The organism is Streptomyces sp. NPDC101227 (assembly GCF_044767545.1).
Taxonomy (GTDB): domain Bacteria; phylum Actinomycetota; class Actinomycetes; order Streptomycetales; family Streptomycetaceae; genus Streptomyces.
The window spans coordinates 477577-499180 of the sequence record NZ_JBIWOD010000005.1 but is presented as its reverse complement, the minus strand read 5'-3'; the positions used below and the strand labels follow the sequence as shown (position 1 = coordinate 499180).

Genomic DNA, 21604 nt, shown 5'->3' with positions numbered 1-21604 from the left:
GACTACTCAGGCAGCCGCAGTTCCAGGTCCATGCGCGGCGTCACGCCGGCGGTGCCGACCGACGACAGCAATTCGGCCACCGCGCCGCGCCCGGGGACCTCGGCCGACGGGTCCACGTCGTGCCACGGCACCAGGACGAACGCGCGCTCATGGGCCCGCGGGTGCGGCAGCGTCAGCCGGGGATCGTCGGAGATCACGTCCTGGTACGCCAGGATGTCGACGTCGATCGTGCGCGGGCCCCAGCGCTCGTCGCGCACCCGCTCGAAGGCTTCCTCGATGGCGTGCCCGCGCTCCAGGAGGGACTCCGGCGGCAAGGTTGTCTTGATCAGCACCACGGCGTTGAAGTACGAGGGCTGGGAGTCGGGGTCCACGCCCCACGGCTCGGTCTCGTACACCGGGGAGACGGCCTTGACCCGCAGGCCGGGGGTGTCCTCCAGCGCGTCGATGGCGCCCTGAAGGGTCTCCAGGCGGTTGCCGAGGTTGCTCCCGAGCGAGATCACGGCGCGTTTGGGATTGGACAGCGTCACATCCGCGGCGTCCACCTGCTCCACGACGGAGGCGGGCACCGGCTGTACGGTCGGGTCGCCCTGATGGACGCGCTGGGCGGCGACGCCGTCCGGGGCGGTGGTCGGGTGAGAGGTGGGATTCATGCGGCACTCCGGGTGATGGTGATGGTCACGTCGTCGAAGGGGACGGTGATCGGAGCATCCGGCTTGTGCACCACCACCTCCACTTCCTGAACCCCCTCGTGCTTGAGGCACTGATCGGCGATCCGCTCCGCGAGGGTCTCGATCAGGTCGACCGGCTCGCCCTCCACAACGGCCACCACCTCCTCGGCCACGATGCCGTAGTGCACGGTCTTCGCGAGGTCGTCGGACGCCGCGGCGGGGCGGGTGTCCAGGCCGAGCACCAGGTCGACGATGAAGGTCTGGCCTTCCTCGCGCTCCCGGGGAAACACCCCGTGGTGTCCTCGGGCCTTCAGCCCACGCAGCGCGACACGATCCACGCGAATCACTCCCACTGGTCCACTGGCACCGTCGGCGCCACTGCTCATCCGATTTCGGGCACGCCCCGGACTCGTCCGGCACACTGCCCCACAGTCGAATCTACCTGCGAGCACTGACATGCTCGCCCAAGGGGGCTATGGACAAGTCCCCGGACTGCTGCTAGCAAACCGCGAGAGGTCATCCGCGCGACCTCTTACCCCTCTGCCCGCACCCCACCCCTACCCGTGCCGCACTTGGCTCGAACGGGTGCCCCCGGGCCGCCCCGCTGACGTACCCGAGGGGCCGCTGCGTACGGCCCCCGGGACGGCAGACGGCGGGCGGTCCGGGCCCGCCCCGGCCGGCCCGGACCGCCCTCGTTCAGACCCCGCCCGGCGCCCCGGCCCCGCCCACCGGGCCGTTCTCGTCGCCGTCCACGTCCTCGTCGCCGTCCTCGTCGTCCTCGTCGTCCTCGCGGTCCGCCAGCACCGGCGACCCGTGGTGCGACCACACCCGCCAGCCGTCCTCCGTGCGCTTGAAGACGTTCGTCGCCACGACGAGCTGGCCGATCAGCGGCCCCACCGTGCCGTCGTCCTCGGCCGGACCGCCGCTGAGGATGTTCTCGGTGCACGTCACCAGCGCGGTGTCCCCGATGACGTCGATCTCCACATCCGTCAGAAAGAACTGGATGTACTCGGTGTTGGCCATGATCAGCGCGTACGAGCGCAGCACCTCGCCGCGCCCGCGCAACACCGGCCACCCCGGGTGCACCACACTCACCTGACCGTCGAGCCACAGCTCGGACAGCGCCTCGTGATCGCCGCGCTCGATGGTCTCGTACAGGGTCGTATTCGCCTGCTCGACCAGCTCGATGTCCGTTTGTGGGCCCAAGCCGCTCACGCCGCTCCCGTCGCGTTCGCCGTCGTATCCGTCGTATCTGCCGTGCCGGTCGTATCGGCCGTACCGGTCACGCCCACCGCGGCTTCCACCGCGCGGGCCACCCGTACCGCGTCCGCGCTCGCCCGCACCTCATGCACCCGCACCGCCCAGGCCCCCTCTCGCGCCACGATCGCCGACACCGCGGCCGTGGCCGCGTCCCGCTCCCTCGCGGGCGGCGGGGCGGCTCCCTCGCCGCCCGCCAGCACCCTGCCCAGGAACCGTTTCCTCGATGCGGCCACCAGGAGAGGACGGCCCAGCGCCCGCAACCGGGCCAGCCGGGCCACCAGCGCCAGATCGTGCCCGGCGTCCTTGGCGAAGCCCAGCCCCGGGTCGATGACGATCCGGTCCGGGTCGATGCCGCCGGACACCGCGCGCTCCAGGGACTGCCCCAGCTCGTCGACGACCTCGCGGACCACGTCCCCGTAGACGGCGCGGTTGTTCATGTCGATGGACTGGCCGCGCCAGTGCATGACGACGAACGGGACGTGGGAGGCGGCCACCACCGGGATCATCGCCGGGTCGGCGCCGCCCGCGCTGACGTCGTTGACCAGCCGCGCCCCGGCCGCCACGGCCGCCTCGGCGACGGACGCCCGCATCGTGTCGACGGAGACCACGGCGCCGGCCGCGGCCAGTTCCCGTACGACGGGCACGACCCGGCGCAGCTCCTCGGCCTCGTCCACCCGGGCCGCGCCCGGCCGGGTCGACTCGCCGCCGACGTCCACCAGGTCGGCGCCCTGCGCCACCAGGTCGAGGCCGTGTTTGACGGCGAGTTCGGTGTCGAACCACTCGCCACCGTCGGAGAACGAATCGGGCGTCACATTGACGACGCCCATCACCGCGCAGCGGTCCCAGTCCGGCAATCCGGCCACCCGGCCACGCAAGGTACTCATGACACCAGCCTAGGCCGTGTGCCGACCGGCCGGATTGTGGCCGTCGGCAGGGAGTGCGGGGCGGCCGGCACGCCGCTTCGCGCCGCCGCCCGGACCGCCCCGCGCCGCCTGTTACGCGGCGGTCTCGACCGCCTCCGGAGCCTGCACCCGCTCCGTCGCATGGGCGCACGGGCGCGGCTCGGCGGTCTTCGTCCGCCGCAGTACGCGCGGCAGGCTCAGCTCCAGATAGCCCTCGGCCTGCAGCGCCGCCAGGCCGATCCGGGGGATGTCGCGGCTGTTGCGGAACACCACGAAGCGGGGCTCCCAGCGCGGCCGGAACTTGTCGTTGAACTTGTACAGCGACTCGATCTGGTACCAGCGCGACAGGAAGATCAGCATGCCGCGCCAGATCCGGATGACGGGCCCGGCGCCGAGCTTCTCGCCGCGCTCCAGGGAGGAGCGGAAGACGGCGAAGTTCAGCGACACCTGCTTGATCTTCAGGTCGGGTGCGGCCTGCAGCGCGGCGACGATCAGCAGCTCGTTCATGCCGGGGTCGGCGCTGCGGTCGCGGCGCATCAGCTCCAGCGAGATGCCGCTGTCGCCCCAGGGGACGTAGTGCTGCATGGCCTTGAGGTCCCCGTACGGGCCGGGCTCCTCGCCCTCGGCGGGGGCCAGGTGGGCGGTGGCGATCACCGCGTCGCCGTCGGCCTCCGCGTCGATCCGGCCGAGCGCCATGGAGAAGCCGCGCTCGGTGTCGGTGTCGCGCCAGGCGTTGGCGGCGGCCTGGACACGGGCCAGCTCCTCGGGCTCCAGGTCGCGCACCCGCCGCACCCGGGTCTCGTAGCCGTTGCGCTCGATGCGCTTGACCATCTGGCGGACGTTGCGCATCGCGCGGCCGCTGAGGGTGAAGTCGGCCACGTCCACGATGGCCTCGTCGCCGAGCTCGAGGGCGTCCATGCCGGTCTCCCGGGTCCACACCTGGCCGCCGGTCTCGCTGCAGCCGGTGACCGCGGGCGTCCAGGAGTGCGCCCGCGCCTCCTCCATGAAGCGCTCGATGGCGCCGGGCCAGGCCTCGACATCGCCGATCGGGTCGCCGCTGGCGAGCATCACGCCGGAGATCACCCGGTAGCAGACGGCGGCCTTGCCGGTCGGGGAGAAGACGGCGCCCTTGTCGCGGCGCAGCGCGAAGTAGCCGAGCGAGTCGCGGGCGCCGTGCTTGGCGAGCAGCTCGCGCAGCCGCTGTTCGTCGTCCTCGGTGAGGCGGGCGACGGGGTGCTCGGGGCGGAAGGCGAGGTAGGCGGTGGTGGCGACGGTCAGCAGGCCGAGGGCGCCGAGGGAGTAGCCGACGGTGTAGTCGACGCCCTGGGTGTAGGCGACGGGGCCCTCGAAGCCGAACAGGCCCCACAGGACGTGCTCGCTGCGCTCCCAGAAGGACGGCGAGCCGATGGTCTTGTGGGGGTGGGAGCTGACGATCACCATGCCGATGGCGAAGCTCGCGCCGCCGAGCACGACGAAGTTGGCCACGGCCTTCCAGCGGCTGCGCGGGTCGGGCAGGGCCGCGAACTCCTTGCGATGCCACACCAGGAACGCCAGCAACACGAGCGAGAGCACCGCTCCGAAAATGGAGTGGCGATATACGAGCTGAGCGGCGATTCCCACCGGAAGCAGCGCCACAGCCGCGACCCAGGCCCGCCGTTTACGCCGTTTGAGCCCGTGCGCCAGCAGGAGCAGCAGGATGCCCACGACGATGGACGCGGCGGCCGCCAGCGGGCTCACGGCCCCGGGCAGCACCTCGGCCATGGCGTGCATCTTGCTGTGCCGGAACCGGGGAAAGACACCGGCCGCCAGGTTCAGCAGACCGACGACCACGCCGGCCGTACCGACGAAGCCGGGGACCTTTTCCGGCCGCGGGCCTCGGAGCCAGCGTGGCGTGCGCCACGCAACCGTCTCCGACTTTTCGCCATCTAGCCTGTCAGACATCACTTTCCCGTCGCCCCGGTCGAGAGAACGTGCGAGCCTAGTCGCAGCATCTGGACTTTTTGCGCCCTGTATGACGGCGTTTCAGGGCTCGGGGTTCCACCAGCGGCCCGGCTGGACCGGCCGCCCGGCAGAAAGCACCTCATGGGCCTCACCAGCAAGAAAGTGCTGCTGCTTGCCGTCCTCGTCGCGGTAGCACTCTTCGTCCTCACGATCTGGCTCTGGCCTCGTCTGTCCAAGGGGAACTGGCGCTCCGTCCTCGGCCGGATAGGTCTGCTGCTGGCCACCCAGATATCCCTCTTCGCCACCATTGGCCTCGTCGCCAACAATTCCTTCGGTTTCTATGCCTCTTGGGCCGACCTCTTCGGCCAGGAACAGCAGCCGGGCGTGGTCACGAATTACGAGACCGGACCGAACGGCACCAAGCTCCAGATGCTCGGCACCCAGCGGATCAGCATCGCCGGCGCCTCCCGGCCCACAAAGGGCGGCCGAGTCGACAAGGTCTTGGTCCGCGGTGAGCGATCCAAGATCGGCAGCCCAGCATATGTGTATCTGCCGCCGCAGTATTTCCAGAAGAAGTACGCGAAAAAGAAATTCCCGGCAGCCGTGGTGCTCACCGGCTACCCGGGAACCGCCGAGGCACTGTTCAAAAAGCTGGATTTCCCCCAAACCCAGCACGACCTGCTCAAGCAGCACAAAATGCAGCCGACCATCCTGGTGATGATGCGGCCGACGGTCGCCCCGCCCCGCGACACCGAATGCGTGGACGTCCCGGGCGGCCCGCAGACCGAGACTTTCTTCACCCAGGATCTGCGCACGAATATCGCCGAGCACTACCGCGTCGGCACCAAGGCCAAGAACTGGGGCGTCATCGGCGACTCCACCGGCGGCTACTGCGCCCTGAAAATGACGATGCGCCACCCCGGGGCGTACTCCACCGCCGTCGCCCTCTCCGGCGCGTACAAGGCCCCCCTGGACGCCACGACCGGCGACCTCTTCGGCGGCGACCCCCAGCTGGCCCGCGAGAACAACCTCCTGTGGCGCCAGCGCCACCGCCCCGCCCCGCCGGTGAACCTGCTGGTCACCACCAGCAAGCAGGGCGAGAGCAACTACCACCAGACCCTGCGCTTCATCCAGCAGACGAAGTCGCCCACCCGCATTTCGTCGATCATCCTCGACAGCGGCGGCCACAACTTCAACACCTGGCGCCGCGAAATCCCCGCCGCGCTGGAGTGGCTGGGCGGGCATCTCACCGCCTGACGCGCGCCGCGACACGCGCCGCCCGCTCGCTCGCCGGCCCACTCGCCGGAGGCCCGTCGACCGGGCGGCAGGGCAACGGCCCGCCGGCGGCCCACCCCGCATGACGATCCCCCTTGATCAGCGGTCAATCTACCGATCAAGGACGGTATCGCCCACCACTGACAATCCGGCTATCGCGCCATTATCAGGCTCATCGCCTCGGCCCGGGTCGAGGCGTCACGCAGCTGGCCGCGCACCGCCGACGTGGTCGTCTTGGCCCCGGGCTTGCGGATTCCGCGCACCGACATGCACATGTGCTCGGCCTCGACCACCACGATCGCGCCGCGCGCTTCGAGGATCCGCATCAGCGAGTCCGCGATCTGCGTCGTGAGGCGTTCCTGCACCTGAGGGCGGCGGGCATAGACGTCGACCAGACGGGCGAGCTTGGACAGACCGGTGATCTTGCCGTTCTCGGCCGGGACGTACCCGACGTGCGCCACGCCGTGGAAGGGCAGGAGATGGTGCTCGCACAGGCTCACGATCTCGATGTCCTTGACCAGGACCAGCTCGTCATGACCGAGGTCGAACGTCGTGGTCAGAACGTCCTCGGGGGCCTGCCACAGACCCGCCAGGATCTCCTTGTACGCCCGCGCCACCCGCGCCGGGGTCTCCAGCAGCCCCTCGCGGTCCGGGTCCTCCCCGACCGCGATGAGCAGCTCGCGCACGGCGTTCTCGGCACGCTTCTCGTCGAAGGTGCCGATCTTGCCGTCGCTGTCCAGCGACACGGGGTCGGTCATTTGGTGCCTCGTTCTCTCTGCGCCCGCTCCGGCGCCCGCCTGAAACGCGGAATGCCGCGCCCCCCAGGCTAGAACCTGTGGGGCACGGCATCCATTCCGGGTCCGGTACGGGCATGCCGTACCGGCGTACGGATCAGCTCTCCGGGGTGGTCTCCTCGGGGGCTTCCGCCTTGTCGATGGAGACCGTGGCACTGGTCTGCACCGAGCCGTTGGCCGGGGCGAGCTCCTTGGGGGAGAGCACCGGCGGGCGGCTGGAAGGCGTACGACGCGAGGAGCCCGTCCACGCCGGGCGGGCCGGCCGCTTGACGACGTGCTTGAAGACCTCGGCGATCTCCTCCTTGCCGAGCGTCTCCTTCTCCAGGAGCGTCAGCACGAGGTTGTCGAGGATGTCGCGGTTCTCGACGAGGATCTCCCACGCTTCGTTGTGGGCGGTCTCGATGAGCTTCTTGACCTCCTCGTCGACCAGCGCGGCGACCTCTTCGGAGTAGTCGCGCTGGTGACCCATCTCACGGCCCAGGAACGGCTCGGAGTTGTCCGTGCCGAACTTGATCGCGCCGAGCCGCTCGGTCATGCCGTACTGCGTGACCATCGCGCGGGCCGTTGCGGTGGCCTTCTCGATGTCGTTCGCGGCGCCGGTGGTCGGGTCGTGGAAGACCAGCTCCTCCGCCGCGCGCCCGCCCAGCATGTACGCCAGCTGGTCGAGCATTTCGTTGCGGGTGGTGGAGTACTTGTCCTCGTCCGGCAGGACCATGGTGTAGCCCAGGGCCCGGCCGCGGGACAGGATCGTGATCTTGTGCACCGGGTCGGAGTTCGGGGAAGCCGCCGCGACCAGGGCGTGCCCGCCCTCGTGGTACGCGGTGATCTTCTTCTCCTTCTCGGACATGATCCGGGTCCGCTTCTGCGGTCCGGCCACGACGCGGTCGATCGCCTCGTCCAGGAAGTGGTTGTTGATCAGCTTCGCGTCGCTACGAGCGGTCAGCAGCGCCGCTTCGTTGAGGACGTTCGACAGATCGGCACCGGTGAAGCCGGGGGTGCGCTTGGCGACGGCCGAGAGGTCGACGTCCGGCGCGACCGGCTTGCCCTTCTGGTGGACCTTGAGGATCTCCAGACGGCCCTGCATGTCCGGGCGGTCGACGGCGATCTGCCGGTCGAAACGGCCGGGGCGCAGCAGCGCCGGGTCGAGGATGTCCGGACGGTTGGTGGCGGCGATCAGGATCACGCCGCCCTTGACGTCAAAACCGTCCATCTCGACGAGGAGCTGGTTGAGGGTCTGCTCGCGCTCGTCGTGGCCACCGCCGAGACCCGCACCGCGGTGCCGGCCGACGGCGTCGATCTCGTCGACGAAGACGATCGCCGGGGCGTTCGCCTTGGCCTGCTCGAAGAGGTCGCGGACCCGGGAGGCACCGACACCGACGAACATCTCGACGAAGTCGGAACCGGAGATCGAGTAGAAGGGGACCCCCGCCTCACCGGCGACGGCACGCGCGAGGAGCGTCTTGCCGGTGCCGGGCGGGCCGTACAGCAGCACGCCCTTGGGGATCTTGGCGCCGACGGCCTGGAACTTCGCCGGCTCCTGGAGGAATTCCTTGATCTCGTGGAGTTCCTCGACCGCCTCGTCCGCCCCCGCGACGTCCGTGAAGGTCGTCTTGGGAGTGTCCTTGGTGATCAGCTTCGCCTTCGACTTCCCGAAGTTCATCACCCGGGAGCCGCCGCCCTGCATCTGATTCATCAGGAACAGGAAGACGACCACGATGAGGACGAAGGGGAGCAGCGAGAGCAGCACGCCGACGAACGGGTTCTGCTTCGACGGCGAGACGGTGTACCCGTCCTTGATGTCGCCGGTCTGGTACTTGGCCTGAAGGTTCTTGGCCAGGTCGACGCCCTGGTCGCCGATGTAGCTCGCCTGGAGCTTGTTGGAGCCCTCAATCTTGTTGGAGCCCGACAGCTCAATCTTGATCTTGTTCTCGTCACCGGTCGTCAGCTCGGCGGACTTCACCTTGTTGTCAGCGATCGCCTTGACGACCTGACCGGTGTCCACCGTCTTGTAGCCGCCGGACGAGCCGACGACCTGCATCAACACGACCACGGCGAGGACGGCCAGCACGATCCACATGACCGGCCCACGGAAGTATCGCTTCACGTCCATCCATACGGAGCCGCTTGAGGCCCCGTCCCTCCTGCCACAGTGAGGCACAACGCCCTTGGGAGGGCTGGTCGTGCGTACGGTGTATTACTGGCCCGAAAAAAGAACTGCCTTCGGACGGTACCCCAGCATTGTCGCCCGAGGCTGCCGCCCACGGTGAACAATGCGGCCCGGGATTCCGTTCTCCCTGCTCCAACGCCGGGGAACCGCGAAGGGTTCCCGACGGGTGTCAGAGGCCGGACCCGGCCCCGCCCCGGCCACCGCGGCCGGGGCCCGGCAACGACGCCGGCGCGTGTTCAGCCGCCGTAAACGTGTGGCGCGAGGGTACCGACGAACGGCAGGTTGCGGTACTTCTCCGCGAAGTCCAGGCCGTATCCGACGACGAATTCGTTGGGAATGTCGAAGCCGATCCACTTCACGTCGATGGCGACCTTGGCCGCGTCCGGCTTGCGCAGCAGCGTGCAGACCTCGAGGGAGGCCGGTTCGCGGGAGCCGAGGTTCGACAGCAGCCACGACAGCGTCAGGCCGGAGTCGATGATGTCCTCGACGATCAGGACGTGCTTGCCCTTGATGTCGGTGTCGAGGTCCTTGAGGATGCGGACCACGCCGGAGGACTGGGTGCCCGCGCCGTAGGAGGACACGGCCATCCAGTCCATCGTGACGGGGGTGGACAGCGCGCGCGCCAGATCCGCCATCACCATCACCGCGCCCTTGAGGACACCGACGATGAGCAGGTCCTTGCCCGCGTACTCCGCGTCGATCTTCGCGGCCAGCTCGGCCAGCTTCGCGTCGATCTCTTCTTTGGTGATGAGTACCGACTGAAGGTCGGTGCCCATGTCCTTGTCGTCCACCCGTGCCACTCTCGCTCGGTTCGGTGTTCCTGACCGGCCGGCTCAGCCCTGCCGAATCACCAGTCTGCCACCCTGCCGGCGGACTCCGACGCGCCCGGGGAGGTTGATGGCCCCCTGGCCCCGCCAGGCGGTGATCAGCCGGTCCACTTCTTCGATGTGGCGGGCGAAGAGCGACCCGGCCGGCGAACCGGCCGCGATGACGGCCCGGCGCAGCACCCGGCGGCGTACCGCGGGGGGCAGCGCGAAGAGCACCGCGACGTCGAGCGCACCGGCGTCGTCGAACACCGCGGCCTCGGCGTCGGCGGCCCAGGCGTCCAGCGCGTCGGCGTCGTCACGGGAGAGCTGGGCAGTACGGGCGAGCGCCTCGACGACGCCCTTGCCGAGCGCCTTCTCCAGCGCGGGCAGCCCTTCGTGACGCAGTCGTGAGCGGGTGTACGCGGGGTCGGTGTTGTGGGGGTCGTCCCAGACGGGCAGCGACTGCATCAGACAGGCCTTGCGGGCGGTCTGACGGTCGACGTCGAGGAACGGGCGGCGGTAGCGGCCGTCCGTTCCGCTGGTCGCGGCCATCCCGGACAGCGAGCGGGTCCCGGAACCGCGGGCCAAGCCGAGGAGCACCGTTTCCGCCTGGTCGTCGCGGGTGTGGCCAAGGAGGACCGCGGCGGCGCCGTGGCGTTCCGCGGCGGCGTCGAGGGCGGCGTAACGGGCATCGCGGGCGGCGGCCTCCGGACCTCCCTCCCTGCCCACCTGGACGGTGACGGTCTCCACGGGATCGAGCCGCAGGCCCCGCAGCCGGAGGGCGACCTCGGCGGCACGGAGGCCGGAGCCTTCCTGAAGGCCGTGGTCGACGGTGACGCCGCCGGCCCGGACGCCCAGTTTGGGGGCTTCGAAGGCCAGGGCGGAGGCGAGCGCCATGGAGTCGGCGCCGCCGGAACAGGCGACGAGCACGAGCGGGGAGTCGTGCAGGCCCTGCGCGAGGTGGTGGTTGAGTACGTCGTGGAGTACGCGGCGGACCGCCAGGCGTATCGCGGCGACCGCTGGATGGGGACCCATGTCCGTTTCCAATCGTTCAGCTGGGAGCCTCGGGCGCGGACAGCGGCGTCGTGTTGTTGGTCACGCCGTCGCCATCACACAGAGTGCCTAGATGGTGACAGAGGCGGGAGGTTCCCCGAGCATTGCACGCCTATCCATGGACCACGGTCCCTCAGACGGGTGATTGAAGGGGCGCTCTTCTGCCGCGTGGCGCGCCCGTCGGGTACGGATCGCTTACGGCGCTCCGTCCGCCTTGCGATGCACCCGCGCGATCCAGTCCGCCGGTTTGGCGATCTCCTGCTTGGTGGGGAGGGTGTTGGGCGACGTCCACACGCGGTTGAAACCGTCCATGCCGACCTCCTCGACGACGGCCCGCACAAAACGCTCACCGTCGCGGTACTGACGCAGCTTGGCGTCCAGCCCGAGCAGTTTACGCAGCGCCTGGTCGAGCCGGCCCGCGCCGCTGGCCCGGCGCTTCTGGAACTTCTCGCGGATCTCGGCGACGGACGGCACGACGTCGGGTCCGACGCCGTCCATCACGAAGTCCGCGTGGCCCTCGAGCAGGGACATCACGGCGGTGAGGCGGCCGAGGATCTCGCGCTGCGCCGGAGTCTGGACCACGTCGACCAGGGAGTGGCTGCCGTCGTCGCCCTCCTCGCCCTCGGGCTTGGCGCCGGCCAGCGACTGGGCGGCCTCGCGCAGCCGCTCCAGGAGGGTGCCCGGGTCGATGTCGGTCTCGCCGAGGAATGACTGGATCTCGCCCTCGATGTGGTCGCGCAGCCAGGGCACCGCCGTGAACTGGGTGCGGTGGGTCTCCTCGTGGAGGCAGACCCACAGGCGGAAGTCGTGCGGGTCCACTTCGAGCTCCCGCTCCACGTGGACGATGTTGGGCGCCACGAGGAGCAGCCGGCCACCCTGCGCCGAGGCGGGCAGATCCTGGGAGGCGGGGGCGAAGGTCTCGAACTGGCCGAGGACGCGGGAAGCCAGGAACGACAGCAGCATGCCGAGTTCCACGCCGGTCACCTTGCCGCCGACGGCGCCGAGCACGCCGCCGCCGGGGACGGTGGCACGGCGGTCCTCCATCTTGGCCAGGAGCGGCTTGAGCACGGCGCGGAAGCCCGCGACGTTCGCCTTGATCCAGCCGGGCCGGTCCACGACCAGGACCGGGGTGTCATGGGGCGCGCCGTCGGCCACGCCCGGCTGTGCCAGGCCGGTGAATTCCCGGACGTGCAGTTCGGAGGACTTGGCATGCCTTCGCAGTTCGGCGACGATCGCCCGCGCCTCGTCGCGGCTCACCTCTGGGCCGGGTCGCACGAGGCGGGTCGCAGTTGCCACCGCGAGGTTCCAGTCGACCATCTCGGTTCCACCGATGCTCGTCATGGGTTCACCGTACGGGGGCGCCTGGCTTGGGGGTAGCCGATTCGCTGCCTGTTCGCTGCGCTTTGCCTGGGCCGATGCGTTCGGCTGCCCCGTCGTGGGGGTTTGCCGCCGTGGCGCCTGCGGCGGGCTGGTGCCGCTTGCGCGGGGCTGTTCGGCTGCGGGACCGGGCCTCCGGACTCCGTCCTGCGGCCCGGCCCCTCCCCGTTGGGGGTGGGAGAAAACCGTGGGGGCGTACGTAGACGGTCAGCCACACCCTGTGGATCCACGGTGGGAAACGGTCAACTCAGCGCCCGCCCCCACAAGACACCCCCCACCCACGGGAGGGGACGGACCGTAGCGGCGAAGCCGTGTAGGGCCGTCACCGCACCCAACAAACCCACGCCCGCCGCAGGCGCAACGGCGCACAACCACCCACGGCGGGACAGCCAACAACGTACGGCCCAGGCAAAGCGCAGCGAACCGGCTACCGGCAACCGCAGTTGGCCACCGTCGACGCGAGCCGGTCGAGGGCCCTCTGGGCGCCCTGGGGGTCCGTTGTGCCGCTGGTCATGAAGGCGAAGACCAGGAGACGGCCGTCGGCGTCCACGACCGTTCCGGCCAGGGTGTTCACGCCGGTGAGGGTGCCGGTTTTGGCTCGTACGGCGCCGGCTCCGGGGGTCTGGGCGTAGCGGCTGCTGAGGGTGCCGGTGAAGGCGGCCACGGGGAGGCCGGTGACCACGGGGCGCAGGGTCGGCTTGTCGGGGGCGGAGGCGGCCAGGAGGAGGTGGGAGAGGAGGGCGGCGGAGACCTTGTCGTCGCGGTTGAGGCCGCTGCCGTCCTTGAAGGCGGCTCCGCCGAGCGGGAGGCGCCGGGCGGCGAGGGCCTTGTGGACGGCCTTTCCGGCGCCCTCGAAGCTGGCGGGTTCCCCGGAGGCAAGGGCGGTCTGGCGGGCCAGGGCCTCGGCGATGTCGTTGTCGCTGTAGGTGAGCATCCGCTCGACGAGGGCGGAGAGCGGGAGGGAGTGGACGGCGGCGAGGCGCTGGGCCTTCTTGGCGGCCCTGGCCCGCTTCGGGGTGCCGGCGACGATGATGCCGCGGTCGTGGAGGAGGTGGGCGAAGGTGCGGGCGGCGGCGGACGCGGGGTCGCCGGCGCGGGGGGCGGTGCCGTGGTCGGTGGCGTTCAGGCGGGCCTCGTCGGCCATGAGGGGGCTGACGGGGGCGAGGTTCTCGTTGGGGCCGATGGGGTGCAGGACCGGGCCCGAGTAGGCCGAGGTGTCGTAGGCCAGCGTGACCTTGGTGGCCTTGCGCTGCTTGAGGGCGCGGGCGGTGCCGTCGGCCAGGGCCCGCAGGTTCGCGGGGTGGTCGCCGGGGCCCCGCTGCGGTGCTCGGGCGGTGAGGGTGGGGTCGCCGCCGCCGACGAGGACGATGCGGTGGGTGCCGTCGGCCACGACCGTGGTGTCGATGCGGTGGTCGGGGCCCAGCAGGGAGAGCGCGGCTACGGCGGTGGCGAGCTTCACAGTGGAGGCGGGGGTGGTGGGCGCGCCCTGTTTGGCGCCGAAGACCTCGCGGCCGGTGGCGACGTCCACGACGGAGGCGCTGCGCAGCGGGCCGAGTTCGCGGGCCTTGAGGAGCGGCGCGAGGGCGTCGGCCAGACCGGCGTCGGTCGGTACGGGTGCGGCGCCGCGGCCGGTGGGCACCGGGCCGCCCAGGGCGGGCAGCACGGGCGGCGCGTGGGGCACGGGCCGCCCGGCCGCATCTCGGTGCCCGCCGCCCGCGCCGTCCATGGCGGCGGCCGCGAGCCTGCGTTCGGCCGTACGCTGGCCCGAGTCCCAGGGACCGGCCACCGCGATCGCGCCGCCCGCGACCGCGAGACCGGTCACGGCGGACACGGCGGTCAGCCGCCACGTCCGCTTCTGCTGCGGCGGGGTCCGCCGCCACCACTGGCGCGCGAAGAACCATTCATCGGCCACGAACTCGGCGGCACCCCGGCCCGCACCGGCCACCACCCGCACCGCGGACCGGCTCCAGCCGACCCACCTGACCTGCCACGACCTGGTCTCCGGCACCTCGGACCAGCCCCTTTCGCGATCACACACCAGCGTGAGGGACACTTAATCACCAGAAGTATGTGCTGATCATGGAGGAGCCACCCGTGGAGTTCGACGTCTGCATCGAGATCCCGAAGGGTTCGCGGAACAAGTACGAGGTGGACCACGAGACCGGTCGCATCCGACTGGACCGCCACCTGTTCACCTCGACCGTCTACCCGGCCGACTACGGCTTTGTCGAGGGCACGCTGGGCGAGGACGGCGACCCGCTGGACGCGCTCGTGCTGCTCGACGAGCCCACGTTCCCGGGCGTTCTGGTGAAGTGCCGCGCCATCGGTATGTTCCGGATGACGGACGAGGCCGGCGGCGACGACAAGCTGCTGTGCGTGCCCGCGTCCGACCCGCGCGTGGAGCACCTGCGCGATATCCACCACGTTTCGGAGTTCGACCGCCTGGAGATCCAGCACTTCTTCGAGGTCTACAAGGACCTGGAGCCCGGCAAGTCCGTCGAGGGCGCCGACTGGGTCGGCCGCGCCGACGCCGAAGCCGAGATCGAGGCCTCGTACAAGCGCCTCGAGGCTCAGGGCGGCGCCCACTGAGGCAGTCGGTGAGGCGACTGTCGGCGGCTTTCCGGGGCCGTCGTACGCCCCCCGCTGTGCCCTGATTTTCGTACGCGCACGTCGTACGGAAAACACACGAACGGGCGGCACCCATGTGAGTGGGTGCCGCCCGTTCGCGTATCCGGGGCCGCTGGGCCGTCGGCCTAGAACCCGCGCGTCCGCTTCGCCGCCCGGCGGCCGCCCGCCTCCTCGGCGCCCGGAGCCCGCAGGAACAGCCGGGCCACCTCGCCGCCGAGGTTGACCCCCACCGCGATGGCCAGTGCGAGCGAGGCCGCCTTGATGAGCGAGGAGAAGCCGTCGATCAGGTGGCCCTGGGCGAAGTTCAGCAGGCCGAAATACGTGGCGCTACCGGGCAGCAACGGGCCGATGGCCGCCGTGACGTACGGCAGCGCGGACGCGTAGCGGTAGCGGGACAGCAGCTGGCCGAAGAGGCCGACGAGACCGGCGGCGATGGCGGTGGAGGGCACCTCGTTGAAGTCGGCGGTGACCGCGAGGGCGCCGTAGACGATCCAGGCGACGCCGCCGTTTATCGTCGCGAAGGCCACGGTGTGACGTTCCTGCTGGAGCAGCACGCAGAACGCCAGCGCCAGCAGCATCGACGCCATGATCTGCACCAGCGGCTGGTTGTAGAGCTTGAACGCCTGTTCCGGGTTGAGGTGCTTGAGGGCGGGGTTGAGCTGGAGCCCGACGTAGAGCACGGAGAGCACGCCGACGACGATGCCGACGACCAGATAGCCGACTTCCAGAAGGCGGGCGGCGGCGGTGATGTAGTAGCCGGTCAGGCCGTCCTGGACGCCGGCGACCAGCGCCCGTCCCGGGATCAGCGCGAAGAGCCCACCGGTGATCACCGCGGAGGCCTGCACAGTGGAGTGCGCCAGGCCGAAGGCCAGACCCACCGCGGCGGGCGGCATCGCCGCGACCACGAACTGGTAGAACTCCGGCAGCCCGCGCCCGGACGCCAGCCACGCCAGCCGGTCGCCCAGCATCGAGCCCACCGCGGCCGCGAAGAACACCAGCGCCCCGCCGCCGACCAGCATCGAGGCGGCGCCGGACAGCAGCCCGGAGGACAGCGTCAGCGCCCAGCTCGGGTACGGGTGGCGGTTACGGCGGATCTCGGCGAGGCCGCGGTAGGCCTCTTCGAGGGTGAGGCCTTCGGAGGTGATCTCGGCGACGAGCCGGAAAACGGCCGAGAGTCGGTTGTAGTCGACGCCGCGGCGCCGCACGGTCCGGCTGGCCGTGAGCGGGTCGTCCACCAGCGACGGCTGGTACGAGATCGACAGCAGCGTGAAGGTGACGGTCGGCTCGACCCGCTCCAGCCCGTAGGCGTGCGCGACGCCGAACATCGCCGCCTCGACGTCCTCGGCGCCCTCGCCACCGGCCAGCAGGATCTCGCCGATACGCAGGGTCAGGTCGAGCACACGGGGAATGGCAGGCCCGGTCTCCTCTTCGGGGCGCTCCAGCCGCTCGGGAACCGGCCGCTCGTAGACCGGCATCCGCAGCATCGTGCGCATCCGGTCCTGCCAAGGGGCTTCCTTGGTGAGACGGATGGTCGGTATGCCGTGCGGCGGGGTGAAGGCGCTCATGGCGGTGGCGCCGACCGGCAAGGGGGTCTGGCCGGTGGTGCTGCCGGGCGGCGCGAACGCCGATCCCTCCTGCTCGGGCTGCGCCTCCGGACGCAGCCCCGTCGGCAGGGCGAATTCGGAGGTGGGATGTTCGTCCTCCGGGAGGGGCGGATACGGCACCCCCAGCGGCGGCGTGAAGGCGCTGTGCGCCTCGTCCGACTGCGGCTTGCCCTCGGGACCGCCCTGGTCCCCTGGGCCGCTGCCGTTGCTGCCCGTACCGCTGGTGCCGCGCTGGCCGCGCTGTGGGTCCGACGCCACTCTGCTCGCTCCTCGTACGCCTCCTACCTACCGTCAGGGACACAATGCCTGATGCCGCGTGCGGTCAGCACACGGGTGGGTGGGTGTCGGTCAGCGGTACGCGGGGAGCGGGGCGCGAGCGCAGGGCCGGGACGGCGTCCCGGACGGCGGCGTCAGCGCTTGGCGTGCCGGCCCCGGCGTCCCTCGGCGCCGCCGCCCTGCGGCCGGTCGGCGGCCTGGTGGAGGGCCTGGCCGCCGTACTCGCCCGCCGCGGCGGCCGCCTTCTTGGCCTTGCCGCGGGCGCGGAGGTACTCGATGGCGATCGGCACGACGGACACCAGCACGATCGCGATCAGGATCGCCTCGATGTTCTTGTGCACGAACGGGATGTTGCCGAGCAGCGCGCCCAGCACCGTCACACCCACGCCCCACAGCGCACCGCCGATGAGGTTGAAGGTGATGAAGGAGCGGTAGTTCATCCGGCTCACGCCGGCGATGATCGGCGTGAACGTGCGCACGATCGGCACGAAGCGGGCCAGGATCAGCGACTTGGGGCCGTACTTCTCGAAGAATTCGTGCGCTTTCTCAACGTTTTCTTGCTTGAAGAGCCGCGAATCCGGGCGCTTGAACAGCGACGGCCCGACCTTCCGGCCGAAGAGATAGCCCACCTGGTCACCGAGGCACGCGGCGAGGAAGATCAGCCCGCACACCAGCCACAGCGGCCAGTCCATCTTGTGCGTCGTCACCAGGAGTCCCGTGGTGAACAGCAGGGCGTCGCCCGGCAGGAAGAAGCCGATCAGCAGGCCGGATTCCGCGAAGACGATGACCAGTACGCCGATCAGGCCGAACGTACCGATCAGATAGTCCGGGTCCAGCCATTGGGGGCCGAGCGCGAGAGTATTCACGGGGTGAAGGCTCCAGGGTCGAGGGCGCCGGATCGTGCGGTGCGACACGGGGTGCGACGGGGATGCAGGCGCTGTGTGCGGCCCAAAGCTATCAACGCCGGGTGACCGGCCATGGTTCCAGTCGCGCGCTCCCCCGGCCCGCCGGCTGGCAGCACCCCCGGCACCGGGTGATCCTGGCCACAAGGAGGTGCACCCCTATGGGCATCGAGGAGTACGGCGGTGGACAGCACTCCGCGTCCGACGTCCTGGTGGTCACGACGAACGATATTCCGGGGTTTCACGTGGACCGCGTCATCGGCGAGGTCTTCGGCCTGACCGTGCGCTCCCGGCACCTGGGCAGCCAGATCGGCGCCGGCCTGAAGTCGATGATCGGCGGCGAGCTGCGGGGCCTGACCAAGACCCTCGTCGAGACCCGCAACCAGGCGATGGACCGCCTGATCGAGCAGGCCCGCTCGCGCGGCGCGAATGCGGTGCTGATGTTCCGCTTCGATGTCACGGAGGCCGCGGACGTGGGCACGGAGGTCTGCGCCTACGGGACGGCAGTGGTGCTCAGCCCGCAGGGCTGACCCCCGCACCCACCTCTCACGCGTGCCGGATGCCGTTGGCCAGCATCGCGTCCCGCATATAGACGGCGAGCCCTGGCCGGATCGCCTCATACGTGGCCGTGAACCGCTCATCGGCCACGTACATGTCACCCAGCCCCGTGTGCATCTCGTACGTGCAGTCGTAGTGCGCCCCGGAAATGAATTGCCGGTGCTCCTCCGCCACGTCCATCGCCGCCTCGGAATCCGCCGGGACCCCCTGCGCGAGCAGGTCGGCCATCTTCCGGTGAATGGCGTCGAATTCCGCCGTCAGCCGCTTCCAGTCGTCCTTCGTGTACGAGGCCGTCCGCCGCTGCGACTCCTTGTACGCATCGGTGCCGCCCCAGCGCTGCGCCACTTCCTCCTGATGGGCATCCGGGTCGAAGTCCCCGAACACCTCGAACTTCTCCTCCGGTGTGAGCCGTACATTCATCCTGCGTGCCTCCATCGCGTGTTCGACGGCGGCGGCCATTTCCTGGAGTCTGCCGATCCGTGTGCTCAGCAGGTCGTGCTGGCGCCGCAGATGTTCCTGCGGGTCCGCGTCCGGATCGTCCAGGAGGACCGCGACCTCGTCGAGCGGAAAGCCGAGCTCCCGGTAGAACAGAATCTGCTGCAGCCGGTCGAGATCGTCCTCGCCGTAGCGGCGGTGCCCGGCGTGATTCCGCTCACTGGGCACCAGCAGTCCGATCTCGTCGTAGTGGTGCAGGGTCCGCACCGTGACGCCGGCGAACCCCGCCACCTGCCCCACCGAATAGCTCACTTCCGCGCCCTTTCCTTTTCGGGCCGTGCTCCGTACGCACTCCACGATGTGTCCTCACGCCGCGTGAGGTGCAAGTCCGCATGCTGAAAAACCGGTGAGGTGACGTCTCGGCGGGTGAGATCCTGCCGCACATGCTGGGGATAACGGATCTGTCCACCTATCTGGTGGGCCTCGCGCTGATCATTCTGCTTCCGGGCCCGAATTCGCTGTACGTCGTCTCCGTGGCGGCCCGGCGCGGCCCGCGCATCGCCTACCGCGCCGCGCTCGGCGTCCTGTGCGGCGACACGGTCCTGATGACCCTGTCGGCCGGCGGGGTGGCCTCGCTCCTCCAGACCACGCCGGTCCTCTTCACGATCGTGAAATTCGCCGGCGCGGGCTATCTGACCTGGCTGGCGGTCGGGATGCTGCGCGGCGCCTGGGCCCTGTGGCGCGGCCGCGAGGCCCGCCGGGCGGAGCGCGCCGGGAAGCCCGCCGAGCCCAAGGAGACGATCGAGCGCCCGTACCGCCGGGCCCTGGTGATCAGCCTCCTCAACCCCAAGGCGATCCTCTTCTTCATCTCCTTCTTCGTGCAGTTCGTGGACCCGTCCTACGCCCACCCGGTCCTGTCGTTCGTCACGCTCGGCGCCTGGGCCCAGCTCTTCAGCTTCACGTACCTCTCGATCCTGATCTTCAGCGGTACGTACCTGGCCGCCACCTTCCGCCGCCGCCGCAAGCTGACGGCCGGGCTCTCCGCGGGCGCCGGAGCGGCCTTTCTCGGTTTCGCCGCGAAACTGTCGCTGGCCAGCGCGAGCAGCTAGGACAGGTCCTGGCGGCGCCCGCCGCCCCCGGACGACCACCGGTTGAGCCGCCGGACGTTCTCCGTCAGCTCCTCCCGCCTGACGTGCCGCGCCCGCAGCTCCCGCCATTCGTCATCGCTGAGCACATAGGGCCGTACGAGCCGGCTGTCCGCGCTGCACATCACGAGCAGCGCGGGCGGCACCCGGCGCACACAGACGAGACGGCGCCGCCCCGGCGGCACCTCCACCCGCCAACGGGTGCCGGTCGTCGGCCCGTTGAGCGCCCGATGCTGTCCGCGACCGGGAATTAACCAACGCAGCAGCGTCTCGAAGAGCATCCGGCTAAGGTCGGTCATGCCGTCTTCTCCTGACTAGTTGATGGCCATGCCCCCGGGCCGGTGCCAGCGGTCGCGGGGGTCTTTGCCTGCTACTTCCCGGCGGCTCTACGGAGCGCCTCGGCCAGCTTGCGGGCGGTGGCCGCATTGCAATTCCCGAGGGCGACGAGCGGGACGCCGTAGCTGCCCGCGAGGCTCGGCAGATCGATACCGAGCGACGGCAGCGTGATGCCGTTGGCCTGGAGCGCGGCGAGAAGCAGCTCTGCACTCTGATGGACGTCCTCGTGAGGGTCGGACATGCGTCGTACGCCTTCCTGTGCACATTGTGACGAGTCCCTTACAGCGTGAGGTCAACCCACGCAGCGTGGAAGGCAATTGGGTTGCGCACGGCAATCCAGCAAGTTGGGTGGTGAACGATGCCTCCTCGCAAGGATCCCGACGCATCAGCGAGTGTTCCCTGCTTCTACGGCGCCGAGTTGCGCTATCTGAGGGAAACCGCGGGACTCACGCTCGAACAGTTAGTGGAAGGCAGCTTCCGCGGCCTCTCGTTTCTCAGCCAGATTGAGCGGGGGGAGCGGCGGATGCCGGTGGACCTGGCCGTCCACGTCGACAAGAAGCTCGAGACAAATGGGTTCTTCGAGCGTCGCTGTAAAGATGCAGCGAAGGCACGTCAGTCCGGCATTGCGGAGTACTTCGCAGATGTCGCGGAGATGGAGCAGCACGCCGCGACGATTGAGGACTGGGCTCCCGCGCTCATCCCCGGACTGCTGCAAACCGACCCCTACGCCCGGAAGGTAGCGAAGACCGGAAAACCGTGGCTGAAGCCCGAGAAGGTCGAGCAGCTTGTGCACGCGAGGGTCGCGCGCGCAGAGCTCTGGAAGCATGAGATCCGCCCCATGTACTGGGGCATCCTGTCTGAGGCAATGATCCGCACCCCCCTGCTACCACCCGAGCTGATGGCCGAGCAGCTGGAGCACATCGTCGAAATAATCCAATCGACGCAGAGCTTTTTGCAGATCCTTCCGGTCACAGCCGCCACGGCCCCACTCATGATGGGTTTCATGAAGGTCGTAACCTTCCCCGACGCGGCGCCGCTGGTCTACACCGAGAACGTTCACAGCGGGCAAGTCATCGACTATCCACCGCTCGTGACGGAGTATCGAAGGTCGTACGATCTGCTCAGGGCCGCCGCACTGCCGCCCGAGGCGTCCCTGGCCCTGATCGAAGAAGCGGCAAGGGGATACAGAGATGAAGCGCAGCAACAGCCCTGACCTGAGCTCTGCCACCTGGCGCAAGAGCAGCTACAGCAACCCCGACGGCGGCGACTGCGTGGAGGTCCGCGACGACCTCCCCGGCCTCGTCCCCGTCCGCGACAGCAAGGAAGACCCGCACGGCCCGGCGCTCGTCTTCTCGGCCGCCGGCTGGTCGTCCTTCGTCACCGCCGTCAAGGACGCCGAACTGCCGGGCGCCTGAAGCCCATTGGGCGCATCCGACGAGCATGGCCCCCGTGGAACATCGCGGGGGCCATCGTCGGT

The 21604-nt window shown here is 69.9% G+C and carries 22 protein-coding genes; 6 read left to right on the top strand and 16 right to left on the bottom strand.

What is annotated here, in order from left to right:
- Positions 1–2 precede the first annotated feature (2 nt).
- The 5 genes from folK to ACIRPT_RS14675 form a co-directional block, all read right to left on the bottom strand.
- Positions 3–650, bottom strand: a complete 648-nt coding sequence (folK, locus tag ACIRPT_RS14695) for a 2-amino-4-hydroxy-6-hydroxymethyldihydropteridine diphosphokinase (protein ID WP_403498828.1) — start codon at positions 648–650, stop codon at positions 3–5.
- Entirely contained in the window at positions 647–1006 is a 360-nt protein-coding gene (gene folB / locus ACIRPT_RS14690) for a dihydroneopterin aldolase (protein WP_403498830.1), read from the bottom strand. The genes folK and folB overlap by 4 nt, the downstream gene beginning before the upstream one ends.
- A 358-nt stretch (positions 1007–1364) precedes the next feature.
- A complete protein-coding gene (locus tag ACIRPT_RS14685; protein WP_403500590.1) occupies positions 1365–1874 on the bottom strand; it encodes a nuclear transport factor 2 family protein in 510 nt (169 codons plus the stop codon).
- A gap of 5 nt (positions 1875–1879) precedes the next feature.
- Positions 1880–2812, bottom strand: coding sequence for a dihydropteroate synthase (gene folP, locus ACIRPT_RS14680; RefSeq protein WP_403498832.1), 933 nt, complete (start codon positions 2810–2812; stop codon positions 1880–1882).
- Positions 2813–2923: 111 nt separating this feature from the next.
- The gene (locus ACIRPT_RS14675) at positions 2924–4771 is read right to left on the bottom strand and encodes a phosphatidylglycerol lysyltransferase domain-containing protein (RefSeq protein WP_403498833.1); all 1848 of its coding nucleotides are present in this window, start codon (positions 4769–4771) and stop codon (positions 2924–2926) included.
- 141 nt (positions 4772–4912) lie between these two features.
- Here ACIRPT_RS14675 and ACIRPT_RS14670 point away from each other — a divergent pair, with 141 nt between their 5' ends.
- Positions 4913–6028, top strand: a complete 1116-nt coding sequence (locus ACIRPT_RS14670) for an alpha/beta hydrolase (RefSeq protein ID WP_403498835.1) — start codon at positions 4913–4915, stop codon at positions 6026–6028.
- 170 nt (positions 6029–6198) lie between these two features.
- Here ACIRPT_RS14670 and folE read toward each other — a convergent pair whose 3' ends face one another.
- The 6 genes from folE to dacB all read right to left on the bottom strand — a co-directional run bounded on the left by folE (position 6199) and on the right by dacB (position 14251).
- Positions 6199–6804, bottom strand: a complete 606-nt coding sequence (folE, locus tag ACIRPT_RS14665; protein WP_403498836.1) for a GTP cyclohydrolase I FolE — start codon at positions 6802–6804, stop codon at positions 6199–6201.
- A 133-nt stretch (positions 6805–6937) separates the two neighbouring features.
- Positions 6938–8950, bottom strand: a complete 2013-nt coding sequence (ftsH, locus tag ACIRPT_RS14660; protein ID WP_403498837.1) for an ATP-dependent zinc metalloprotease FtsH — start codon at positions 8948–8950, stop codon at positions 6938–6940.
- A 293-nt stretch (positions 8951–9243) separates the two neighbouring features.
- Positions 9244–9783, bottom strand: a complete 540-nt coding sequence (hpt, locus tag ACIRPT_RS14655) for a hypoxanthine phosphoribosyltransferase (protein WP_362703440.1) — start codon at positions 9781–9783, stop codon at positions 9244–9246.
- A gap of 57 nt (positions 9784–9840) precedes the next feature.
- Positions 9841–10848 carry a tRNA lysidine(34) synthetase TilS gene (gene tilS, locus ACIRPT_RS14650; RefSeq protein ID WP_403826924.1) on the bottom strand — a complete coding sequence of 336 codons (1008 nt, stop codon included), beginning with the start codon at positions 10846–10848 and terminating at the stop codon, positions 9841–9843.
- Positions 10849–11061: 213 nt separating this feature from the next.
- Positions 11062–12207 carry a zinc-dependent metalloprotease gene (locus ACIRPT_RS14645; protein WP_403826921.1) on the bottom strand — a complete coding sequence of 382 codons (1146 nt, stop codon included), beginning with the start codon at positions 12205–12207 and terminating at the stop codon, positions 11062–11064.
- 463 nt (positions 12208–12670) lie between these two features.
- Entirely contained in the window at positions 12671–14251 is a 1581-nt protein-coding gene (gene dacB, locus ACIRPT_RS14640) for a D-alanyl-D-alanine carboxypeptidase/D-alanyl-D-alanine-endopeptidase (RefSeq protein ID WP_403498842.1), read from the bottom strand.
- 86 nt (positions 14252–14337) lie between these two features.
- Here dacB and ACIRPT_RS14635 point away from each other — a divergent pair, with 86 nt between their 5' ends.
- Positions 14338–14832 (top strand): inorganic diphosphatase, encoded by a 495-nt coding sequence (locus tag ACIRPT_RS14635; protein WP_053922704.1) that lies wholly within the window; start codon positions 14338–14340, stop codon positions 14830–14832.
- A 164-nt stretch (positions 14833–14996) separates the two neighbouring features.
- Here the strand turns inward: ACIRPT_RS14635 and ACIRPT_RS14630 are convergent, their stop codons facing one another.
- A complete protein-coding gene (locus ACIRPT_RS14630; protein WP_403498844.1) occupies positions 14997–16733 on the bottom strand; it encodes a threonine/serine exporter family protein in 1737 nt (578 codons plus the stop codon).
- A 152-nt stretch (positions 16734–16885) separates the two neighbouring features.
- A complete protein-coding gene (locus ACIRPT_RS14625) occupies positions 16886–17617 on the bottom strand; it encodes a DedA family protein (RefSeq protein ID WP_403498845.1) in 732 nt (243 codons plus the stop codon).
- Between the two features lie 197 nt (positions 17618–17814).
- Here ACIRPT_RS14625 and ACIRPT_RS14620 point away from each other — a divergent pair, with 197 nt between their 5' ends.
- Positions 17815–18183, top strand: a complete 369-nt coding sequence (locus ACIRPT_RS14620; RefSeq protein WP_403498847.1) for a YbjQ family protein — start codon at positions 17815–17817, stop codon at positions 18181–18183.
- A 16-nt stretch (positions 18184–18199) separates the two neighbouring features.
- Here the strand turns inward: ACIRPT_RS14620 and ACIRPT_RS14615 are convergent, their stop codons facing one another.
- Positions 18200–18958, bottom strand: coding sequence for a MerR family transcriptional regulator (locus ACIRPT_RS14615; RefSeq protein WP_403498849.1), 759 nt, complete (start codon positions 18956–18958; stop codon positions 18200–18202).
- Positions 18959–19089: 131 nt separating this feature from the next.
- On the opposite strand from ACIRPT_RS14615, the gene leuE reads away from it, so the two are divergent.
- Positions 19090–19755 (top strand): leucine efflux protein LeuE, encoded by a 666-nt coding sequence (gene leuE / locus ACIRPT_RS14610; protein ID WP_403498851.1) that lies wholly within the window; start codon positions 19090–19092, stop codon positions 19753–19755.
- Here leuE and ACIRPT_RS14605 read toward each other — a convergent pair.
- Complete coding sequence (locus ACIRPT_RS14605; protein WP_403498852.1) at positions 19752–20090, bottom strand: hypothetical protein; 339 nt, start codon at positions 20088–20090, stop codon at positions 19752–19754. The two genes, leuE and ACIRPT_RS14605, sit on opposite strands and share 4 nt — an antisense overlap.
- A gap of 71 nt (positions 20091–20161) precedes the next feature.
- Positions 20162–20368, bottom strand: coding sequence for a hypothetical protein (locus ACIRPT_RS14600; protein ID WP_403498853.1), 207 nt, complete (start codon positions 20366–20368; stop codon positions 20162–20164).
- A 117-nt stretch (positions 20369–20485) separates the two neighbouring features.
- Between ACIRPT_RS14600 and ACIRPT_RS14595 the strand changes: the two genes are divergently transcribed.
- Positions 20486–21340 carry a helix-turn-helix domain-containing protein gene (locus tag ACIRPT_RS14595; protein WP_403826914.1) on the top strand — a complete coding sequence of 285 codons (855 nt, stop codon included), beginning with the start codon at positions 20486–20488 and terminating at the stop codon, positions 21338–21340.
- Positions 21318–21542 (top strand): DUF397 domain-containing protein, encoded by a 225-nt coding sequence (locus ACIRPT_RS14590; protein WP_403826911.1) that lies wholly within the window; start codon positions 21318–21320, stop codon positions 21540–21542. The genes ACIRPT_RS14595 and ACIRPT_RS14590 overlap by 23 nt, the downstream gene beginning before the upstream one ends.
- Positions 21543–21604: the final 62 nt, after the last annotated feature.

Excerpts from the sequence above, each read along its gene's own strand:
- folK (WP_403498828.1), bottom strand. The coding sequence starts at position 650 with ATGAATCCCACCTCTCACCCGACCACCGCCCCGGACGGCGTCGCCGCC.
- folP (WP_403498832.1), bottom strand. The coding sequence starts at position 2,812 with ATGAGTACCTTGCGTGGCCGGGTGGCCGGATTGCCGGACTGGGACCGC.
- ACIRPT_RS14675 (WP_403498833.1), bottom strand. The coding sequence starts at position 4,771 with ATGTCTGACAGGCTAGATGGCGAAAAGTCGGAGACGGTTGCGTGGCGC.
- ACIRPT_RS14670 (WP_403498835.1), top strand. The coding sequence starts at position 4,913 with ATGGGCCTCACCAGCAAGAAAGTGCTGCTGCTTGCCGTCCTCGTCGCG.
- folE (WP_403498836.1), bottom strand. The coding sequence starts at position 6,804 with ATGACCGACCCCGTGTCGCTGGACAGCGACGGCAAGATCGGCACCTTC.
- ftsH (WP_403498837.1), bottom strand. The coding sequence starts at position 8,950 with ATGGACGTGAAGCGATACTTCCGTGGGCCGGTCATGTGGATCGTGCTG.
- hpt (WP_362703440.1), bottom strand. The coding sequence starts at position 9,783 with ATGGGCACCGACCTTCAGTCGGTACTCATCACCAAAGAAGAGATCGAC.
- tilS (WP_403826924.1), bottom strand. The coding sequence starts at position 10,848 with ATGGGTCCCCATCCAGCGGTCGCCGCGATACGCCTGGCGGTCCGCCGC.
- ACIRPT_RS14645 (WP_403826921.1), bottom strand. The coding sequence starts at position 12,207 with ATGACGAGCATCGGTGGAACCGAGATGGTCGACTGGAACCTCGCGGTG.
- ACIRPT_RS14620 (WP_403498847.1), top strand. The coding sequence starts at position 17,815 with ATGGGCATCGAGGAGTACGGCGGTGGACAGCACTCCGCGTCCGACGTC.
- leuE (WP_403498851.1), top strand. The coding sequence starts at position 19,090 with ATGCTGGGGATAACGGATCTGTCCACCTATCTGGTGGGCCTCGCGCTG.
- ACIRPT_RS14605 (WP_403498852.1), bottom strand. The coding sequence starts at position 20,090 with ATGACCGACCTTAGCCGGATGCTCTTCGAGACGCTGCTGCGTTGGTTA.
- ACIRPT_RS14600 (WP_403498853.1), bottom strand. The coding sequence starts at position 20,368 with ATGTCCGACCCTCACGAGGACGTCCATCAGAGTGCAGAGCTGCTTCTC.
- ACIRPT_RS14595 (WP_403826914.1), top strand. The coding sequence starts at position 20,486 with ATGCCTCCTCGCAAGGATCCCGACGCATCAGCGAGTGTTCCCTGCTTC.
- ACIRPT_RS14590 (WP_403826911.1), top strand. The coding sequence starts at position 21,318 with ATGAAGCGCAGCAACAGCCCTGACCTGAGCTCTGCCACCTGGCGCAAG.